Annotated in this window: 13 protein-coding genes; 10 read left to right on the top strand and 3 right to left on the bottom strand. The window is 73.6% G+C overall.

What is annotated here, in order from left to right; genetic code table 11:
• Positions 1 to 20 precede the first annotated feature (20 nt).
• The 4 genes from ACGF3I_RS17640 to ACGF3I_RS17625 all read left to right on the top strand — a co-directional run bounded on the left by ACGF3I_RS17640 (position 21) and on the right by ACGF3I_RS17625 (position 4,852).
• Positions 21 to 1,286, top strand: coding sequence for a sensor histidine kinase (locus ACGF3I_RS17640; protein WP_393132922.1), 1,266 nt, complete (start codon positions 21 to 23; stop codon positions 1,284 to 1,286).
• Positions 1,271 to 1,918: a LuxR C-terminal-related transcriptional regulator gene (locus ACGF3I_RS17635; protein ID WP_393132919.1), complete on the top strand. Its 648-nt coding sequence runs from the start codon at positions 1,271 to 1,273 to the stop codon at positions 1,916 to 1,918. The genes ACGF3I_RS17640 and ACGF3I_RS17635 overlap by 16 nt, the downstream gene beginning before the upstream one ends.
• A 166-nt stretch (positions 1,919 to 2,084) precedes the next feature.
• A complete protein-coding gene (locus tag ACGF3I_RS17630) occupies positions 2,085 to 3,230 on the top strand; it encodes a methyltransferase (protein ID WP_393133182.1) in 1,146 nt (381 codons plus the stop codon).
• A 122-nt stretch (positions 3,231 to 3,352) separates the two neighbouring features.
• Positions 3,353 to 4,852: a DUF1996 domain-containing protein gene (locus tag ACGF3I_RS17625; RefSeq protein WP_393132917.1), complete on the top strand. Its 1,500-nt coding sequence runs from the start codon at positions 3,353 to 3,355 to the stop codon at positions 4,850 to 4,852.
• Positions 4,853 to 4,906: 54 nt separating this feature from the next.
• On the opposite strand, the gene ACGF3I_RS17620 is transcribed toward ACGF3I_RS17625, so the two are convergent.
• Positions 4,907 to 5,293 carry a hypothetical protein gene (locus tag ACGF3I_RS17620; protein ID WP_393132915.1) on the bottom strand — a complete coding sequence of 129 codons (387 nt, stop codon included), beginning with the start codon at positions 5,291 to 5,293 and terminating at the stop codon, positions 4,907 to 4,909.
• A 98-nt stretch (positions 5,294 to 5,391) separates the two neighbouring features.
• Here ACGF3I_RS17620 and ACGF3I_RS17615 point away from each other — a divergent pair, with 98 nt between their 5' ends.
• The 6 genes from ACGF3I_RS17615 to ACGF3I_RS17590 all read left to right on the top strand — a co-directional run bounded on the left by ACGF3I_RS17615 (position 5,392) and on the right by ACGF3I_RS17590 (position 11,576).
• Positions 5,392 to 5,973: a rhomboid-like protein gene (locus ACGF3I_RS17615; protein WP_393132913.1), complete on the top strand. Its 582-nt coding sequence runs from the start codon at positions 5,392 to 5,394 to the stop codon at positions 5,971 to 5,973.
• Positions 5,974 to 6,001: 28 nt separating this feature from the next.
• Entirely contained in the window at positions 6,002 to 6,796 is a 795-nt protein-coding gene (locus ACGF3I_RS17610; protein ID WP_393132910.1) for a tyrosine-protein phosphatase, read from the top strand.
• A 77-nt stretch (positions 6,797 to 6,873) separates the two neighbouring features.
• Positions 6,874 to 8,817, top strand: a complete 1,944-nt coding sequence (locus tag ACGF3I_RS17605; protein WP_393132908.1) for a hypothetical protein — start codon at positions 6,874 to 6,876, stop codon at positions 8,815 to 8,817.
• A gap of 78 nt (positions 8,818 to 8,895) precedes the next feature.
• The gene (locus ACGF3I_RS17600; protein ID WP_393132906.1) at positions 8,896 to 9,783 is read left to right on the top strand and encodes a metal-dependent hydrolase; all 888 of its coding nucleotides are present in this window, start codon (positions 8,896 to 8,898) and stop codon (positions 9,781 to 9,783) included.
• A gap of 1 nt (position 9,784) precedes the next feature.
• A complete protein-coding gene (locus ACGF3I_RS17595) occupies positions 9,785 to 10,849 on the top strand; it encodes a PDR/VanB family oxidoreductase (RefSeq protein WP_393132903.1) in 1,065 nt (354 codons plus the stop codon).
• Positions 10,850 to 10,862: 13 nt separating this feature from the next.
• On the top strand, positions 10,863 to 11,576 hold the full coding sequence (locus ACGF3I_RS17590; RefSeq protein WP_393132901.1) for a TetR/AcrR family transcriptional regulator: 714 nt from the start codon (positions 10,863 to 10,865) through the stop codon (positions 11,574 to 11,576).
• Between the two features lie 68 nt (positions 11,577 to 11,644).
• Here ACGF3I_RS17590 and ACGF3I_RS17585 read toward each other — a convergent pair whose 3' ends face one another.
• Together ACGF3I_RS17585 and pulA are read right to left on the bottom strand one after the other, a co-directional pair.
• On the bottom strand, positions 11,645 to 13,246 hold the full coding sequence (locus ACGF3I_RS17585; RefSeq protein ID WP_393132900.1) for a SpoIIE family protein phosphatase: 1,602 nt from the start codon (positions 13,244 to 13,246) through the stop codon (positions 11,645 to 11,647).
• Positions 13,247 to 13,438: 192 nt separating this feature from the next.
• On the bottom strand, positions 13,439 to 18,721 hold the full coding sequence (gene pulA, locus ACGF3I_RS17580) for a pullulanase-type alpha-1,6-glucosidase (RefSeq protein WP_393133180.1): 5,283 nt from the start codon (positions 18,719 to 18,721) through the stop codon (positions 13,439 to 13,441).
• Between the last annotated feature and the right edge of the window lie 102 nt (positions 18,722 to 18,823).

Raw genomic sequence — 18,823 nt, 5'->3', positions numbered from 1 at the left:
GCGAGGAGACGGGGAAACCAATGAAGGCGACCAAGGCGCGGGAAGCGCTCCTGGCGGGTGCGCGGGGCCTGGCCCTCGCACCCGTCGCGATCACCGGCTCCGTCCTGCTGTTCACGCTGACCGTCGTCTCGATCGCCCTGGTCCCGGTCGGCGTCGGTGTGCTCGCGGCGCCGCTGGCCATCGAACGGGTCCGCGTCTACGCCGACCACCGGCGCTCGCTGGCCCTGCGCTGGAGCGGGGTGCGGATCGTCCCCGGCTACCGGCCGGTGCCGCGCGGGGCGGGCCTGGCCGGCTGGGCGGGGCGCTTCACCACGCTGCTGCGCGACCCGGCCACCTGGCGCGACCTGCGCTGGCTGTTCGTCGACATGTCGGCGGGCTTCGTCACCGCGCTCCTGCCGGCCGTCCTGCTCGCCTATCTCGCGTACGGCTGGGTCCTCGCGCTCGGCGTGTGGCGGCCGGTCGCTGCCGCGGGCGGCAACTGGTTCCTGTTCGTCAACGTCACCAGCCAGGGCAGCGCGATCGCCGCCGCGGCGCTCGGCACCGCACTGTTCGTGCTCGGCCTGTACGTGAATCCGGGCCTGCTGCGTGCCCACTTCCTCCTCGCCCGCACGCTCATGTCCCCTTCCCGCGAGGCCGAGTTGACCCGGCGCGTCGACCGCCTCACCCAGACCCGGCACGACGCGGTGGACACCTCGGCGGCCGAACTGCGCCGCATCGAGCGGGACCTGCACGACGGGGCGCAGGCCCGCCTGGTCGCCATGGGCATGAACCTCGGCACCATCGAGGCCCTCGTCGAGAAGGACCCGGCGCAGGCCAAGAAGCTCCTGGCGACGGCACGCGCCTCCTCCGCCGAGGCCCTGACCGAGCTGCGCGACCTGGTGCGCGGCATCCACCCCCCGGTGCTGGCCGAACGCGGACTCGCCGACGCGGTACGGGCGTTGGCGCTGCGCCTGCCGGTGCCGACCGAGGTCTCGGTGGACCTGCCGGACCGGGCGCGCGCCGATGCCCCCGTCGAGTCGGCGGCCTACTTCGCGGTGAGCGAGCTGCTCACCAACGCGGTCAAGCACGCGGCGGCGGACAGCATCTGGGTCGACCTGTCGTACGGGGCGGGCGCGCTGCGGGCCTCCGTCGGCGACAACGGCAGGGGCGGTGCGAGCACCGGGGCGGGCACCGGCCTGAGCGGCGTCGAGCGGCGGCTCGGTACATTCGACGGCGTCCTGGCCGTCAGCAGCCCCGTGGGCGGCCCCACCCTGGTCACCCTGGAGATCCCTTGCGAGTTGTCCTAGCCGAGGACCTGTTCCTGCTCCGCGACGGCCTGGTCAGGATGCTGGAGGCGTTCGACTTCGAGATCCTGGCCGCCGTGGAGAGCGGGCCCGAGCTGACCCGGGCCTTCGCCGAACTCGACCCGGACGTCGCGATCGTCGACGTCCGGCTCCCGCCGTCGCACACCGACGAGGGCCTGCAGTGCGCGCTCGCCGCCCGCCGCGCCCGGCCGGGCCTGCCGGTCCTGGTCCTGTCCCAGCACGTGGAGCAGCTGTACGCGCGCGAGCTCCTGGCGGACGGCGACGGCGGGGTGGGCTATCTGCTCAAGGACCGGGTGTTCGACGCGGCGCAGTTCATCGACGCGGTACGGCGGGTGGCGGGCGGCGGCACCGCGATGGACCCCCAGGTGATCCAGCAGCTGCTCTCGCGCAAGGCCAAGGACAAGCCGCTCGGCGGGCTCACCCCGCGCGAGCTCGAAGTGATGGAGCTGATGGCGCAGGGCCGCTCCAACACCGCGATCGCGGAGCGTCTGGTCGTCACGGAGCGGGCGATCGGCAAGCACACCTCCAACATCTTCGCCAAGCTCGGCCTGCCGGTCTCCGACGACGACAACCGCCGGGTCCTTGCGGTGCTCGCCTATCTCGACCGGGGCTGAGCGGGTTCGGCCTGCCGGGGTTCGGGCGGGGTTCGGGCGGGCCCGGGCCGCGCGGCGGCGGGCCGGCGGGCTGGGGCGGTCGTGGCGGGGCAGGCGGCGGGCGGGCCGGGGCGGGCGTGGCGGGGCGCGGGCGCCGTTTCGGGTTAGCCTGGCGGCAATGAACCGCATGACCACGCCCTGGGGCGAGCACCACCTGACCCGATTCCCCGAAGACCCCCGCGACCCGCTGCGGGCCTGGGACGCCGCCGACGAATATCTGCTGCGCCACCTCGCGGAGACCGGGGACGTGGACCTCTCGGGGACCGTCGTCGTCACCGGCGACCGCTGGGGCGCGCTCGCGACCGCGCTCGCGGAGCACCGGCCCGTCCAGATCAGCGACTCGTTCCTGGCCCAGGAGGCGACCCGGGCCAATCTGGCCCGCGCGGGCGCCGCGGCCGGCTCCGTCCCCCTCCTGTCGACCCGGGACGAGGTGCCCGGGCGCGTGGACGTGCTGCTCGTGCGGGTGCCCAAGAGCCTCGGGCTCCTGGAGGACCAGCTGCACCGGCTCGCGCCGTCGCTGCACGCGGGCACGGTCGTGGTGGGCACCGGCATGGTCAAGGAGATCCACACCTCGACCCTGAACCTGTTCGAGCGGATCCTCGGCCCGACCAAGACCTCGCTGGCCGAGAAGAAGGCCCGCCTGATCTTCACGACGCCCGACCCGGACCTCGTACGGCCCGCCAACCCCTGGCCGCTGACGTACTCCCTCGAGCTGGGCATCGGCCCCGCCTCCGGGCTCGCGGTGACCAACCACGCCGGGGTGTTCTGCGCCGACCGCCTCGACATGGGCACCCGCTTCCTGCTCCAGCACCTGCCCGAGCGCACCGGTCCGGACCGCGTGGTGGACCTGGGCTGCGGCAACGGCATCGTCGGCACCGCGGCGGCCCTCGCCAACCCCGAGGCCCACATCACCTTCGCCGACGAGTCGCACCCGGCGATGGCCTCGGCCGAGGCCACCTTCCGGATGTGCGCCGGATCCGCGCGCGAGGCCGACTTCCGGCTCGGCGACGGCCTGGCGGACTTCCCGCCCGGCACGGCCGACCTGGTCCTCAACAACCCGCCGTTCCACACCCACCAGGCGACGACGGACCGCACCTCCTCGCGCATGTTCGCGGACGCCCGCGCGGCGCTGCGCGAGGGCGGCGAGCTGTGGGTGGTCGGCAACCGCCACCTGGGCTATCACGAGAAGCTCCGCCGGATGTTCGGCAGCTGCGAACTCAAGGCGTCAGACCCGAAGTTCGTGGTGCTGCGCGCGGTGAAGCAGTCCCGCTGACCGGCGGTACGGGGCTCATCGGCCGCTCGGCCGGGGGCCCAACTCCCTTCAATCTCTTCGGGCGTTGAACGTCCCACCCTCCCCCTCCGTATGGAACTGCGCGCTTCTAGCGAAGGAGTTCCATGGGACGCAACGCACGCTCACCCCGAAAACGGCCGGCCCTCCCCCGCCGGATGACGCTGGCCGCGGCCGCCCTGCTCCTCGGCGGAGGGGGGCTCGCCGCGGTCAATGTCTACGCCTCCGCCAGCGAGGGCGGCCCGGACGGCCACGGCTCCGGGCACGACATGGCACAGATGCGGATGCTGTCGACCATCGACTGCCCGGACGTGGGCAACTCCCTTTCCACGGTGCCCGATACGGCGAAACCGCGGGTCGACCGGCAGCTGGCCGACCTCGATACCCAGATCACCGACGCGTATACGAAGTTCGCCGACAACAAGGACCGGATCGAGCGCGATCCGGGCCTCGCCGACTCGATGGTCCTGGATCCGCTGAAGCGGCTGCGCACCGATTCCATCGGCCGGATCGCGGACGCGACCGGGCAGCCGGACCTCAAGGCCGCGAACCTCGCGCCCTGCACGATGCGCGCCGCCGACGCCCCGTCGCCCGCCGACCAGAGCGACGGCCGGGGAAGCGACGGCCAGGCGGCCGGTGACCAGGGGGCCGATGACCAGGGCGGAGGCCAGGCCGACGCCCGGGGCCTGGGCGGTGACCGGGTCGCGGCCGCCTCCGCGGCCCGGCCCGCCCGCGGCGACTTCGTCGACATCCGCACCGTACGGCCGAACGTCGCCGCCCCCGCCCCCCGGCGGGGCGCCTCCACCGGCAGCTTCACCAGCGACTGCGGCCGCAACCAGAACGGCAAGCGCAACCCCGACAACGTGATCGTGGCGCCGGGCGTGGGCAATGGCGCCCACCACATGCACGACTACGTCGGCAACCAGGCAACGGACGCCTTCTCCAGCGACGCCGACCTCGCCCGCGGCCGCACGAGCTGCCGCGACCAGGGCGACAAATCCACCTACTACTGGCCGGTCGTGCGGGTCCTGAACCAGGGCAACGACAACGACGCCAGGGCGGACGGCGGCGGCAAGGACCTCAACGTCGGAAAGATCCAGACGCCCGTCCAGGCGACCATCCGGTTCGTCGGGAGTCCGGTCGGCAAGGTCACCGCGATGCCGCGGTTCCTGCGGATCATCACCGGGGACGCCAAGGCGTTCACCAATGGCAATGCCAACGCCAACGCGTCCTGGAGCTGCACCGGCTTCGAGAACCGCCAGCTCAAGGACAAGTACCCGCTGTGTCCGCAGGGCAGCAAAGTGGTGCGCACCTTCATGTTCCAGAGCTGCTGGGACGGCCGGAACACCGACAGCGCCAACCACCGCACCCACGTCGCCTTCGCGGACCGGCGGGGTGCGTGCCCCGCCGGGTTCAAGGCGATTCCCCAGCTCGTGCAGCGCATCGTCTACGACGTCCCGGCCAAGGCCGGCGCGTTCGCCGTGGACTCGTTCCCCGAGCAGCTCCACAAGCCCGTCACCGATCACGGTGACTTCATCGACGTCTTCAGCGATCAGCTGATGAGGAAGGCGGTGGACTGCATCAACACGGGGCGCTCCTGCGCCTGACCTCCGCGCCCGAGCGAGCGCGAGGAGGCACCTGCCGCTGCGCGGCCGACCCGATCAGTGTCCGGAATGCATGGTCCCGGTCTCGACACTGCCACCCAGCCGGCCGCGCAGTGCCGTGACCACCGGCTGCTCGCCGACCGCCACCCACTTGCGGCCCACCAGGTAGACGCCGCCGTAGTCCTTCGCCTCGTTGATCCACTCCCGCTGGCCGCGGTCGGTGGCGAAGGTGGCGAGTACGTAACGGCCGTCCTTCGTCGTGCAGTTGGCCCGGCGCAGTTCGGCCGAGTCCGTCGAGAGGACCGGGGTGCAGTCGGCCCGCGCGGCCAGCTGCTCCAGGCTGCCGCTCGCGGTCGCGGGCTCGTGCGGGGCGGACGCTCCGCAGCCGGTCGCCACCGCGATCGTCACTACCACCCCGAGGACCACTCGTGCATCGTTGCGCATCACCCCATCATCCACCCAACTCCCCTACGAATAAAGGTAGTTGGCGTTTCCATACCAGCCGCCACGCACACCGGCCCGGCATGCTGGATCATGGGCACATGCCTGTCCCCGTCCTCGCCCCCGCCTATGTCGGCGGCGTCCAGCTCCTCGCGTACGCGAGCCGCCGGCTGCTCGGCGACGCGGCCCGCCGGGACGTGCTGCGCGCGTGCTCGACCAATGTCGACAACCTCGCCGCGGGACGCCTGTCGACCCTGGCGACCAGCGCGCTGATGGTCGAGGAGCCCATGGAGCTGCCATACGCGCTGCTGCTGCTCGCCGTCCTCGGACACGCCGAGTACGCCCACGGCGCCTGGTGGGCGGCGGGGGTGTTCCTGTTCGGGCACGCGGGCGCCACGCTCCTGGTGTACGGCGGGCTGCGCGCCACCCGCCCGTCGCCCGCCACCCGGGCCGCACTCGACGTGGGCACCAGCTACGGCTTCTACGCGGTGCTCGGCGCCGTGACCTCGGCACTGCCGCGCGGCCCGCTGCGCTCCGGCGCCCGTCTCGCGCTGCTCGCGCAGGCGGTGCGACCGCTGCTCGGGCGCGGGCGCACCTTCACGGACGCCGGGCACCTGGCGGCACTGGGACTCGGTCTCGGGGTGGCGTGCGCGGTGGACTACCGTTCGGTTCCAAACCGGTAGATTCCCCCCGCCCAGGAGCCGCCCGCACATGATCGCGATCCCCGCCACCACCGTCGCCAACCTGCGCGACCTCGGCACCACCCCGCTCGCCGGCGGCCGCACGGTCCGTACGGGCCTGGTCTTCCGGGCCGGCCAGCTCGACCGCATGGACCCGGCCGCCGACCCGGCGGTGGCCGCGCTCGGCCTGCGCACGGTCCTGGACCTGCGCACCGACGCCGAGCGCGCCGACCACCCCGACCGGGTGCCGGACGGCGTCCGGCTGCTGATCGCCGACGCGCTCGCGGACAAGCTGTCCGGGGCCGGGGCGCCCGCCGCCGCCCAGCTCAAGCACGTCCTGGCCGACCCGGTCCTGGCCGAGCAGCACCTCGGCGGCGGCAAGGCGCAGGCCCTGTTCGCCGACACCTACCGCGCCCTGGTCTCCACCGGCTCGGCCCGCGCCGCCTACCGCACCCTGCTGACCGAACTCGCCGCGGAGGACGCGGGCCCGCTGCTCTTCCACTGCACCGCGGGCAAGGACCGCACGGGCTGGGGCGCGACGGTCGTCCTGGCGCTGCTCGGCGCGGGCGAGGAGACGCTGCGCGAGGCCTATCTGTCCGTCAATCCGGCGGTGCGCGCGGCCTTCGCCCCGCTGATCGAGGGCTTCGTCGCCCAGGGGGGTGACCCCGAGATCGCGCTCGCCGTCATCGGGGTGGTCCCGGAGTACCTGGCGGCGGCCCTGGACGAGGTCGACTCGGTGTACGGCTCGATGGAGAAGTACGTCCGCGAGGGGCTCGGGGTGCCGGACGAGGCGGTGGCGCGGCTGCGCGAACGGCTCATCGCGTGACCGGCCGTCGCCGGTGTCAACTCCCCTGAGCGACGCGCGGGTTGGGTCCGGGGTGACCATCTCCACATTCGCTCGTTTTGCTGAACGTGGCCCCAGAGCAGGACATCCTCAACCCACCCGCCCCCTCCGTCGGCGTCGAGCAGGCCGAGGCCGCGCTCGTCGAGCACTATCCGCGACTGGTGCGGCTCGCCTATCTCGTGCTCCCGCCGTCGCTCGGGCGCAACCGCCGGGTGCTGACCGCGCACGCGATCGTGCAGCGCTCGCTGCCGCGCGGGCGCGGCGGCCCCGGCGACGGCGCCGACCGCGGGCTGATCCCCGGGGCGAGGCGGCCCGGTGCCGGGGTCGACCCGGGGTATGTGTACGTGCGGCGGCGGGTGCTGCGCCAGGCGCTCGATGCGGGGCTCCCGCTGCGCCGGCGCGCCTGGCCCAAGCGGGCCCAGCTCCCGCCGCTGCTGCCGCAGGTGTGGGGGCTCAGGCTCTTCCCGCGCTCGGGCGGCGCCGATGAACTCGCCCTGGACCAGCGCCTTTCCGCCCTGTCCGGGGCGGCGCGCGCGGCCTGCGTGCTGCGCGGTCTGGAACGGCTCGGGGACGACGAGGTGTGCGCGGAGCTGACCGCGGCCGGGGTCACCGGGGCGCGCCAGGCACTCGCCGAGGCGAACGGCGTCGAGGCGGGCCGGGACCTCCTCGAATCCGCCGAGTTCGACCCCTGCTCGCTCCAGGCACGGCCCACCGATCTGATGCGCCGGCGCCAGCACGGCCGGGCCGCGCTCGCCGCCGTCGCGGCCCTCGTGGTGTGCGGGGCCCTGATCGGCCTGCCGGGCGACGGCTGGGGGCCCGACGGCGCGGCGGCCCCGTCCTACGCGCAGAACCCGGCGGCCCGCGCCGCGCTCGACCCGGGGCACCTGCTGCGGGTGGAGCCGACGGCCTGGACGACCGCGACGCGCACCGACTTCTCGGTGTGGCCGGCCCGGGGCGACCTGCTCGGCGACACCGGACTGTTGCGGCGGGCGCTCGCCGTGTGGGCGCGGCCAGGCCCGTCCGTGCAGGTCTCGGCGACGCCGGGCACACCGTCCGGTCCCCCGATGGGGGCGCCCCAGCTGCTGTTCGCCGGTGAGGTGGACCGGGCAAGGGTGGTGCTGCTCTACGACGGTCTGCGCGTCGCGCGCTACGCCGAGCCGCGCACCGGCACCGCGGGCGCGGCCCTGGACTTCGCGCGGGTCGACGCGGCGGACGCCGCGTCCGCGAGCGCGCTGGTGGTGGGCCGCACCGACGGCAATGTGCGCTATCTGACGGCGCCCTGGGTGCGGGAGGCCTCGGTGCGCGACCTGTTGACGCCCACCGCCCCGGCGCGACCGCTCGACCGCGACAGGTACGGGGTGAGCGCCCCGGTCGTGTCGCCCTCGCAGGCGCGCCAGTGCACCTCGTGGGAGGCGCTCGAATTCAAGGACGACAGCGGGGTGCGCCTGGTCACCGACCTCGGCGAGCTGGCCCCGGCCCGGCTGACCTGGGGTCCGCCCTCGGACCCGCGCGACGTCGGGGACCGCACGGCGCGCGAGGGCTGGGCGCGCACCGCCTGTCTGCTGCCCACCGTCCGCTCGCACGGGGTGCGCTCCGTCAACGACTGGCGCTTCGCGCAGCAGCCGCTGCCCGAGAACAACGGCACGGCCGACTGGATCTGCACCCGGGCCGAGACCTGGCGGGGCGCGGGCAGCCGGGTGTTCGCCCAGTTCCAAGCGCCGTCCACGCGGCTCGCGCCGGGCGCCATCGCGGCCCGCGCCGAGAACTCGGCGTCCTGCGGCGTCCGCGAGGCGCGGGTGCTCGCCGGGGTGCTGTGGAAGTCGCGCGTCGGCACGTGGTTCGTGCTCGCGGCGGGCAGCGGGCAGGTCTCGACGGTGACGCTCTCCGGCGGGATGTCCGCCACCGAGAAGGGCAATCTGCTCGCCGTGCGGGCCAAGGAGGGCGCACGCGCCGAGCTCAACGGACGGCTCGCGGACGGGAGTCCGATCGCCACCCTGCGCTGAGCGGTCCGCCGGGCCGCTCGGCGAACAAGTGGCTGCGGACCCCTGTCGCTGCGGCGTACCCGTCAGTACATTGACGCCATGTCTAATACGCCGCAGCCCGCTCCGGTCGCGGAGGAGCGCATCGAGCTCAAGGCCCGGAACGTCTCGTTCGCCTGGGAGAAGACGCCCCTGCACTGGATACCGGGCGACCCGTTCTCCGGCCACACCATCAATGTGCTGCACCTGTTGCTGCCGGCCGGTGAGCGCTGGTTCGTACACGTCTACCAGCAGGCGCTCCCGTACATCACGGACGACCGGCTGCGCGAGGACGTCATCGGCTTCATCGGGCAGGAGGCCATGCACTCCGCCGCCCACGACGACGTGCTGCCCCATCTCAAGGAGCTCGGCCTCGACCCGACGCCGTACACCGCGCAGGTGGACTGGCTGTTCGAGAAGCTGCTCGGCGACCGCACGCTGCCGCCCGGCCGGGCGCGCCAGTGGTGGCTGATGGAGCGGGTCGCCACGATCGCGGCGATCGAGCACTACACCGCCTTCCTCGGCGACTGGATCCTGAACGCCGAGACGCTGGACGAGCGCGGCGCCGACCCGATGATGCTGGACCTGCTGCGCTGGCACGGCGCCGAGGAGGTCGAGCACCGCTCGGTGGCCTTCGAGCTGTTCACGCACCTCGACGGCGGCTACCGGCGCCGGGTGCGCACCTGGGCGACCGCGTTCACCGCACTCGTCTTCCTGTGGCAGCGCGGGGCGCGGTTCTTCATGGACAACGACCCGACGCCCGGGGTCGGCAGGGCGAGCCTCGGGCAGTTCTACCGCGCGGGCCGCGCGGGGCTGCTGCCGTCCACGCCCGCCATGCTCAAGTCCATCCCGCGCTATCTCAGCCGCGCCTACCACCCCTCGCAGGAGGGCAGCACGGCGCAGGCGGTGGCCTATCTGGCCGGCTCGCCCGGCGCCAACGGAGGCCGCTGACATGCGCCGCGCCACCACCGTCGTACTGGCCGCCGGGGCCGCGCTGCTCACCCGGCGCGCCCTGCGGCGCCGTATCGAGGCCTCGCCGCTGTGGCCGATGCCCGCGCTCGAAGAGCCCGTGTCGGGGCGCGGGGCCCGCCGTTCCACCGTGACCCGCAGGCTCACCGTCACCGCCCGCACCGAGCCCGCCGAGGGCGTCGTGGCCCTGCGCCTCGCGGCGCTCGACGGCGCCGAACTGCCCGCGTGGGAGCCCGGCGCGCACCTCGATCTGGTGCTGCCCTCCGGGCTCGTACGGCAGTACTCGCTGTGCGGGGATCCGGCCGACCGCACCTCCTACACCGTGGCCACCCGGCTCATCGAGGACGGGCGGGGCGGTTCGCGGGAGGTGCACGAGCAGCTCAAGGAGTCCGCCGAACTCTCCGTGCGCGGCCCGCGCAACCGCTTCCCCCTGGTGGCGAGCGCGTCCTACGTGTTCGTCGCGGGCGGCATCGGGATCACCCCCGTCTTGCCGATGATCAGGACGGTCGAGGCCGCGGGCGTCCCGTGGCGGCTGCTCTACGGCGGGCGCTCCCGGGCCACCATGCCCTTCCTGGACGAGGTCGAGCGGTTCGGCGAGCGGGTCACCGTGGTCGCCGAGGACGAGTCGGGCCTGCCGGACCTCGCCGCGTACCTCGCCAACTCCCCCGGTGACGCGGCCGTTTACTGCTGCGGGCCCGAGCCGCTGATGCGGGCGGTGACCGCCGCGCTCGGGCCGGAGCGCACCGCGCACCTGGAGCGCTTCGCGCCCGGCGCGGCCGGGGTGGGCGCCGGATTCGAGGTGGAGCTGCGCCGTTCGGGGCGCACCCTCGCCGTCCCGGCGGACCGGTCGCTGCTCTCGGTGCTGCGGGCGCAGGTGCCGGGCGTGCCCTACTCGTGCGAGCAGGGCTTCTGCGGCACCTGTCAACAGCGGGTCCTGGAGGGCGAGATCGATCACCGCGACGAGCTGCTCACGGACGCGGAGCGCGACGGCTCGATGCTGATCTGTGTATCGCGCTGCCTCGGCAAGAAGCTGGTGCTCGACCTATAGGTACTCTGTTCGCATGACGACCGGGGTACGGCGCAGGATGGGCGTCGACGAGCGCAGGCAGCAGTTGATCGGGGTCGCCCTCGAACTGTTCAGCCACCGCTCGCCCGACGACGTGTCCATCGACGAAATAGCGGCGGCCGCGGGGATTTCACGGCCGCTGGTCTATCACTACTTCCCCGGCAAGCAGAGCCTGTACGAGGCGGCCCTGCGCCGGGCGGCGGACGAGCTCGCGGCCCGTTTCCAGGAGCCGCACGAGGGCCCGCTCGGCGCCCGGCTCCTGCGGGTGATGGGCCGGTTCTTCGACTTCGTCGACGATCACGGGCCCGGTTTCTCGGCACTGATGCGCGGCGGCCCGGCCGTCGGCTCGTCCACCGCGAACGCCATGATCGACGAGGTGCGCGACGCCGCCCGGCTACAGATCCTCGCGCACCTCGGCGTCCAACAGCCGCCCGCGCGCCTTGAGTTGGTGGTCAGGTCCTGGGTCTCGCTCGCCGAGTCGACGGCGTTGATCTGGCTGGACGGGCGCCGCATTCCCCGCGCCGAGCTGGAGTTGCAGCTGGTGCACGACTTCGCGGCGCTGGCCGCGGTGAGCGCGGCCCACGACCAGGAGATGGCCGCGATCGTGCTGCGGATGCTCGCGGACGAGCCGGCCGACGGCCCGTTCGGCGAGCTGCTGGACCGCCTGGGCGCCCTGCTCCCGCTGATCCCCTCGCCCCGCGTGGGCTGAGCCCCGCGTGGGCCGAGCCCCGCGGCACGGTCCCCGCGGCACGGCCCCCGCACCGCGAGGCCCGGGGCTCACTTCGACGGCGAGGACCACCGGCCCGCGCTGAGCCGGAGCGCGAGCAGGGCCACGTCGTCGTCCGGGTCGCCGCCGAAGCGGGCGAGCAGGCTGTCGCAGAGCGCCCCGGTCCCCGCGGGGGCGGCTGCCGCGGCACGCCTGAGCAGTTCCAGGGAGACGTCGAGGTCGGTGCCGCGCCGCTCGATGAGCCCGTCGGTGACCATCAACAGACCGTCGTGCGGCTCCAGTTGGATTCTGGTCGAGGGCGGGTGGGGCAGGCCGAGGCCGAGCAGCGGGCCCTGGGAGTCGACGTAACGGGCGCCGCCCCGGCCGGGGAGCAGCAGCGGTGGCAGGTGTCCGGCGTTGGCGATGCGGGCGGCGCCGGTGGCCGGATCGATGAGGGCCAGGCACAGCGTCGCGGTGGCCTCCGGGTGGTAGAGCTGGAGCATGCCGTCCAGGCGGCGCACTAGGGCGGCCGGTTCGTGCTGGTCGGTCGCGTACGCCCGTAAGGCGTGCCGGAGTTCGACCATGACGGTGGCCGCCTCCAGGGAGTGCCCCACGACATCGCCGACGCCGACGAGCAGACCGGCCGGGGTGGTGAGCGCGGTGTAGAAGTCGCCGCCGATCTCGGCGCGGCTGGAGGCCGGGACGTAGCGGAGCGCGATGTCGGCGCCGGGCAGCCGGGGCGCGCTGTGCGGCAGGAAGCTGTGCTGCAGGGTGAGCGCGATGTGGCGTTCCTCCGCATGGGTGCGCAGCGACTCGGCGGCGACGGCGAGGGACTGGGCGAGCCGGGAGAGCAGCGCCTCGGTCTCCCGGCCCCGGGCCAGCCTGGCCGGGACGGCCAGACACACCGGGGGCTGGTCGCCCGGGCCGCGCGCGAGCAGCAGCCGGGCCCCCTCCGGGCCGCAGAGTTCGGCCGGCCACAGCGGGGCGGGGGCGAGCACGGAGCGCACCCCGGTGCGGCCCGCCATGGCGCGGCGCAGCAGCACGGCGAGCGCGGGCACCTCGGCGGTCAGGCCCGGGCGGGCCGCGCCGCCCGCGTGCAGCAGGCCGTCCGCGCCGAACACGAAGGCGATGACGGGACCGGAGGTGAGCGGGATGGCCGCGGCTGCCGCCGCGTCCGCGAGTTCCTGCGGGCAGCGGGCCTCGTGCAGGGCGGTGGTCGCCTCGGCCAGGCGGCTGAGCCGGCCCGCCCGGGCGGCCGACTCCTCGCGCAGCCGGGCGCCGCGCAGGGCGGCCCGGATGACGGCCTGGATCTCCTCGGGTTCGACCGGCACGGTGAGGTAGGCCTCGGCGCCCGCGTCCAGGCCTCGGCTGCGGTCGCGCGGGGTGATGGAGGCGGCCGAGAAGTGCACGACGGGCATGGGGGCGATGCCGGGGTGGGCCTTGAGACGGCGGCACAGTTCGAAGCCGTCCATGTCGGGCAGGCCCACGTCGAGGACGGCGGCGTCCGGCAGGGTGCCCGCGCGCAGCCGGGTGTCGAGTTCGGCGAGTGCGGCGGAGGCGGTGGCCAGCGGGACGACGCGGTGCCCGGCCCGGCTCAGGACGGCGCCCATCGCACAGCGGTTGGCGTCCACGTCGTCCACCACCAGGACGGTCGTGTCCCAGGATCCGAACATGCCCGCGCTCACCGCCGTTCGTCCGCGGGGCCCACCCCCGGCCGGTCACTCCGCGAGAGCGACCCGTCGCCCACCGTAGCGTCGCACGGTGGCCGGGGGTGGTCACATGCCGTTTTCGTCAACTCCGCGCCGCGAAACCACTCTTGAGGGGAGCGGCGGTCCGTCGTCGCGACCGCTTCAGTCGCGACCGCTTCAGCGCCGCTGGAAGACCGCCACGGTGCGGGCGGGGACCGTGAAGCCTCCCGAAGCGCGGTCGTAGGCGGCTTCCTTGACCACGGGATCGGCTCCGCTCGCCTGCCGCGGGTGCAGCGAGTAGGCGGTGCCCGCGAGGGCGGCGACCCGCTGCGTCTGCGCCGCCGGTGTCGCGTTGAAGACCACGACGAGATCGCCGAGCCGCATGGTGATCACCCCGGGGGTCTCCCCCGCCCCCGACAGCGGGAAGGACAGCTGTGCCTGCACCTGCCCCGCGGTGGTGAGCCGGAAGGCGCTCTCCTCGGCGTGGATCGCCAGGAGGTCCTGGTAGGCGGCGGAGGTCCGCTTGATCTCCGTGCAGCCCGGGGTGAGCTGCGGAGCCGTCAACAGGGGCTTGGCGTAGGCCCACTTGGCGTGGTTGTCGGCGGCCGGGGGAAGCCCGCGCCCGAAGCCGTTGCCCGCCCGGCAGTCCCAGTGCAGCGCGTTGAACCAGTCGCCGCTGTCGAAGGAGTTGCGGTCGAGCGACTTGGAGCGCAGCAGGTCGCTCCCGGCCTGGGAGAGCGCCGGGCCCTGCGAGAGGGCGGCGGTGGCGAGCGCGAGGACCTGCATGCGGGAGCGGTCGGCGGGCGAGGTGCGCGCGGGCAGCTTGTAGGCGAGCGCGTCGTACAGCGACTCGTTGTCGTGGGCGTCCGCGTAGGCGAGCGCGTCGCCGGGGGCGACGGCGTACCCGGCGGGAGCGCCGTTGTAGTCGACGTCGGAGCCCTTGACGGTGCGGCCCGCGCTGTCGGTGAACGTGTAGCCGGCCAGATTTCCGCTCAGGCCCACCTTGAGGAGGTCCTGGTAGTGCAGGAGCCGGGCCTTCTGCTCGGCCGGAGTGCCGTTCGCCGCCGAGGAGTTGGGGTCGGTGTAGAGGCCGGAGGCGAAGCCCTGCACGCCCGGGTCGTCGTCGAAGGGCCCTCCCCCGCGCACCGCGTCGCGGGCCCGGTCGGAGAAGGTGGCGATCCCGGTGCCCGCCATGTTCGTCTGGGTGGCCTGCACGAAGCGGGCGTCGTCGGCGACCTCGCCGAAGTTCCAGCCCTCCCCGTACAGGACGATCTTCTTGCCGTCCACGCCGTCCCTGGCCGGGGTCAGCGCGTCGAGCGCCCTGCGCACGGCCAGGATGTTGGCCTTCGGGTGGTGGCCCATGAGGTCGAAGCGGAATCCGTCGACCTTGTACTGCTTGGCCCAGGTCACCACCGAGTCCACGACGAGCCGGCCCATCATGGCGTTCTCGGGGGCGGTGTTGGCGCAGCAGGTGGAGTTGGCGACGCTGCCGTCCGCGAGGAGCCGCTGGTAGTAGCCGGGCACGATCTTGTCGAGGACGGAGTCGTCCGCCTGGCCGCTCGCCGCGGTGTGGTTGTAGACGACGTCCATGACGGTGCGCAGCCCCGCCCCGTTGAGCCCCTGCACCATCTGCCGGAACTCGACGGTGCGCCGGGTCCCGTCCGGGTCGGAGGCGTAGGAGCCCTCGGGGACGGTGTAGTGCAGCGGGTCGTAGCCCCAGTTGTACGCGTCCTTCGCGGCGGAGCGGGCCACACAGGCCTGCTGCTCCTCGGAGTCCGGGGCGTACACCTTCAAGTCACAGGCAGGGGTGGCCTGTTGGCCGCGGCGCTCGGGGATGCCCGCGATGTCGAAGGCGGGCAGCAGATGGACGTAGGAGGTGCCGGACCTCGCCAGGTCGGCCAGGTGGCGCATGCCGTCGGACGCGGTGTCGGTGAAGGCCAGGTACTGGCCCGGGTGGTGCGACGTGGGGTCCGCGATGGAGAAGTCGCGGATGTGCAGCTCCTGGATGCGGGCCTGGCCGAGCGGCACGGCGGGCGGCTTCTTCAGGCCCGCCCAGCCCCGGGGGGCGAGCTTCGGATCGGCGAGGTCCACCACGAGGCTGCGGGCCGAGTCGGTGGTGAGGGCGGTGGAGTACGGATCGGTGACCAGGTTGGTGACCACGCGCCCCGCGCCCGGCGCCCACACCCGCACGGCGTACCGGTAGGGCTTGCCCGACCAGGAGGCGGGCCCGGTGACCGACCAGACGCCGGAGGCGTCGTCGCGGCGCATGGCGACGGTGCGTCCGTCGAGTTCCAGGGAGACCTGCCGCGCGGTCGGCGCCCATACGGACAGCGTGGGCCGGCCGTGGGTGAAGACGGGGCCGAGCGGGGCGCGGCCGGCGGCGCCGGCGTACAGGTCGTCGAGGACGCCCTGCGTCTGGACACCGGTCGCGGCGAGCAGGGCTCCGTTCGCGGCGCGCTGGGTGGCGATGAGCTGCCCGCGCAGGGACGCGCGGACGCGGGAGCGGTCGCGGGCGTCCACGGTGAACGCCGGATAGTCCTTCAGCTGGGGGTACTTGGCCTTCTGCGCCTCGGTGAGGGCGCCCGGCGCGAGCCGCAGCCACTGGCCCTCGGTGGACAGGGCGCCGTCCTTGACGGTGATGCCGCCGTCGGGTGCGTACACGAGCTGCTGGCTGGTGGCGGCGGTCGCCTTGACCTTCCAGACGACGGTGTCGCGGTCGATCCACTGCGCCTCGGACTTGCCGAGGTCGAGCGAGACGCCCGAGCCGGTCTGCGGCAGCAGGTACGGGGCGGCTCCGGCCAGCAGCCACGTCTCGTGCCCGAAGGTGGCGAGGTCGAGGGACTGGTCGTTGGGCAGGTCCTTCTGGTCGCCGTTGTGCAGGATGTAGCTGAGCGAGGTCGCGCCGGGGGCGAGCGGCACCTCGAAGGTCACCCCGTAGGCGTCGCGTCCGGTCGGCCGCAGCGGCTTGGCCCAGTCGGTGGGCGCGGCCGCCCCGGTCCAGGTGTGCAGGCCCCAGCCGTCGTAGTCGCCGTCGGGCCGGTAGTAGTGCAGCACCGCCTTGGAGGTGTCCTGCGGCGGGTAGGCACCGGCCGGGGCCCGGTCCAGCTGGCCGTCCTTGCCGGCCTCGACCCACACCTCTCCGGTGCGGCCGAGGTCGATGGTGCGCTGCGGGCCGTCGGCGCCGTCGCCCTTGGCGACCGTGTAGGCGAGGGAGCCGGCGCCCTGCGCGACCTTGACCCAGGCGAAGGCGCCGTAGGCGTCACGGCCGGTGAACGCCGCGCTCCGGCCCGCCGACTTCAGCTGCCAGCCGTCGTAGTCGCCGCCGGGGCGCCGGTAGTGCACGACGGCGTAGTCCCGTTCGACCGCCGTGGGCGGAGCGGGCACGGGGGTGGCGCCCGCCGTGGTCGCGGCGAGCGCGCTCGCGGTGCGGCCGAGGCTGTCGACCACAACGGCCTTGTAGCGCACGGGAGTTCCGGCCTTGAGGTCCAGGTACTGGGTGACCTTGTACGGGGCGTGGTCGGCGGAGCCGAGCGTCTGCCAGGCTCCGTTGCCGCTCTGCGCGGCGAAGACGACGCGGTCGAGCTGTCCACCGCTGACGTCGGCGGAGATCTCGACGGTGCCGGTGGCGCCGGCCTCGGGGGCCTTCAGGGTGAGGGCCGGCCGGGTGGCGGGGGCGGCCATCGGCGCGGACGCCTTGAGGACGAGGGAGGACAGGGCGGGCACGGTCACCGTGACGCGGCCGTCCGAGCTGCTGCGCACGGCACCCGATCCGCCGTACAGCACCGTGTAGCCGGCGTCGGCGGAGCCGACCGGAACGGACACCCGCGTCGCCTCGGTCGCGCTGTTCGCGGCCACGAGGTACTCGGTGCGCGTCCTGGCGTCGGTGCGCGAGAAGGCGTAGACGGAGTCCTTGGCGTAGCGCTCGGTCTGGACGCCGTCGCGCAGCGCGGGGTTGGCCCCGACCAGGCGGGAGAGGCCGGCGATGGCGCGGTAGAGTGGGTGGGTCTGGTCGTAGGCGTCGGCCGCGTGGGTGCGGTCGGTGCCCAGTTCGTCGTCGTCCAGGTAGTCCGCGACCTTGGAGGCGAACATCGTCTGGCGGGCGTCCTTGTCGCCGCCCGCGCCGGTGAAGCCCTGTTCGTCGCCGTAGTAGACGACCGGGTTGCCCCGGCTGAAGAACATCAACTCGTTCGCCAGCAGGTCGCGTTGGAGCAGCTCGGCCTCGCTCGCCTGCGGGTGGTCCTGCCGGAGGAAGGCGCCGATGCGGCCCATGTCGTGGTTGCCGAGGAAAGTGACCTGCTCGTAGGCGTTGGCCTTGTCGGTGGTGTAGCGGTAGTCGTCCGCGAACAGGGCGGCGAGCTTGGCGGCCGGGGCGCCCTGGGAGGCGAACTGGCGGGCCGCGTCCTGGAAGGGGAAGTCCAGGGTCGCGTCCAGCCGGCCCCGGGTGACGTACGGGGAGGTGACGGCGGGGTCGGCGGAGTAGGTCTCGCCGAACAGGAAGAAGTCCGGCCTCCCCCGCTTCTTGGCGTACGCGTCGAGCGCGGTGGCCCACTGGGTCCAGAAGTCCAGGTCGACGTTCTTGACGGTGTCGATGCGGAAGCCGTCCACGTCGAAGTCGCGGACCCAGCGCTCGTAGATCCGCTCCATGCCGGAGACGACCTCGGGGCGTTCGGTCCACAGGTCGTCGAGGCCGGAGAAGTCGCCGTATTCGCCGCTCTCGCCCGCGAACGTGGAATCGCCCCGGTTGTGGTACATCGTCGGGTCGTTGAGCCAGGCCGGGACCTTCTTCTCCTTCACGACGGGCGTGTAGGGGAAGGAGTTCGCGTCGACCTTGCGCACACCGGCGCGGTCGTCGAAGGGCCGGCCCTCGGTGTCGAGGTAGGGATAGGCACCCTTGGGCCGGTAGCCGTACTGCCGCTCGGCGTAGTCGACGGTGTCGGCGGTGTGGTTGGTGATGACGTCGAAGAAGACCTTCATGCCCTTGGCGTGGGCCCCGGCTATCAGCCGGGTGAGGTCGGCGTTGGTGCCGAAGTGCGGGTCGACCTGGGTGAAGTCGGTGATCCAGTACCCGTGGTATCCGGCGGAGGCGTTGTCGCCGGTGCCCTGGACGGGCTTGTTCTTGAAGATCGGGGCGAGCCAGATGGCGGTGGTGCCGAGGCCCTTGATGTAGTCGAGCTTCTGGGTGATCCCCTTGAGGTCGCCGCCCTGGTAGAAGCCCTTGTCCGTCGGGTCGTACCCGGTCTCCAGGCGCGAACCGGTCAGGCCGCCCCGGTTGTTGGAGCTGTCCCCGTCGGCGAACCGGTCCGGGAGCACGAAGTAGAACTGCTCGCGCGTCGCGTCGTGCCGGGCCGGTTCGGCGGCCAGCCGCGCGTCACCGGGCGGCGCGGGCGGCTTGGGCGCCGCGGTGGCGGGCAGCGCGGGGACGAGCGCCGCACACAGGGCGGCCGCGAGCGCGACCGCCATTCTTCGCAGGGGGATCACCGGGGGCTCCTCGGTCGTACCGACGCGGCTGAATGTTCTTGCTGCAAACTTGCAAGCGCTTCTCAGCAGGTGACCGTAGGAGGG

It is taken from the genome of Streptomyces sp. NPDC048111, from assembly GCF_043202815.1.
Classification (GTDB): domain Bacteria; phylum Actinomycetota; class Actinomycetes; order Streptomycetales; family Streptomycetaceae; genus Streptomyces.
This window is presented reverse-complemented; position numbering and strand designations above follow the sequence as displayed.

What these genes read in the sequence shown, in the direction of transcription:
- ACGF3I_RS17610 (WP_393132910.1), top strand. Translation starts at nt 6,002, where the DNA reads ATGATCGCGATCCCCGCCACCACCGTCGCCAACCTGCGCGACCTCGGC.
- ACGF3I_RS17630 (WP_393133182.1), top strand. Translation starts at nt 2,085, where the DNA reads ATGACCACGCCCTGGGGCGAGCACCACCTGACCCGATTCCCCGAAGAC.
- ACGF3I_RS17620 (WP_393132915.1), bottom strand. Translation starts at nt 5,293, where the DNA reads ATGCGCAACGATGCACGAGTGGTCCTCGGGGTGGTAGTGACGATCGCG.
- ACGF3I_RS17615 (WP_393132913.1), top strand. Translation starts at nt 5,392, where the DNA reads ATGCCTGTCCCCGTCCTCGCCCCCGCCTATGTCGGCGGCGTCCAGCTC.
- ACGF3I_RS17625 (WP_393132917.1), top strand. Translation starts at nt 3,353, where the DNA reads ATGGGACGCAACGCACGCTCACCCCGAAAACGGCCGGCCCTCCCCCGC.
- ACGF3I_RS17595 (WP_393132903.1), top strand. Translation starts at nt 9,785, where the DNA reads ATGCGCCGCGCCACCACCGTCGTACTGGCCGCCGGGGCCGCGCTGCTC.
- ACGF3I_RS17590 (WP_393132901.1), top strand. Translation starts at nt 10,863, where the DNA reads ATGACGACCGGGGTACGGCGCAGGATGGGCGTCGACGAGCGCAGGCAG.
- ACGF3I_RS17585 (WP_393132900.1), bottom strand. Translation starts at nt 13,246, where the DNA reads ATGTTCGGATCCTGGGACACGACCGTCCTGGTGGTGGACGACGTGGAC.
- pulA (WP_393133180.1), bottom strand. Translation starts at nt 18,721, where the DNA reads ATGGCGGTCGCGCTCGCGGCCGCCCTGTGTGCGGCGCTCGTCCCCGCG.
- ACGF3I_RS17640 (WP_393132922.1), top strand. Translation starts at nt 21, where the DNA reads ATGAAGGCGACCAAGGCGCGGGAAGCGCTCCTGGCGGGTGCGCGGGGC.
- ACGF3I_RS17600 (WP_393132906.1), top strand. Translation starts at nt 8,896, where the DNA reads ATGTCTAATACGCCGCAGCCCGCTCCGGTCGCGGAGGAGCGCATCGAG.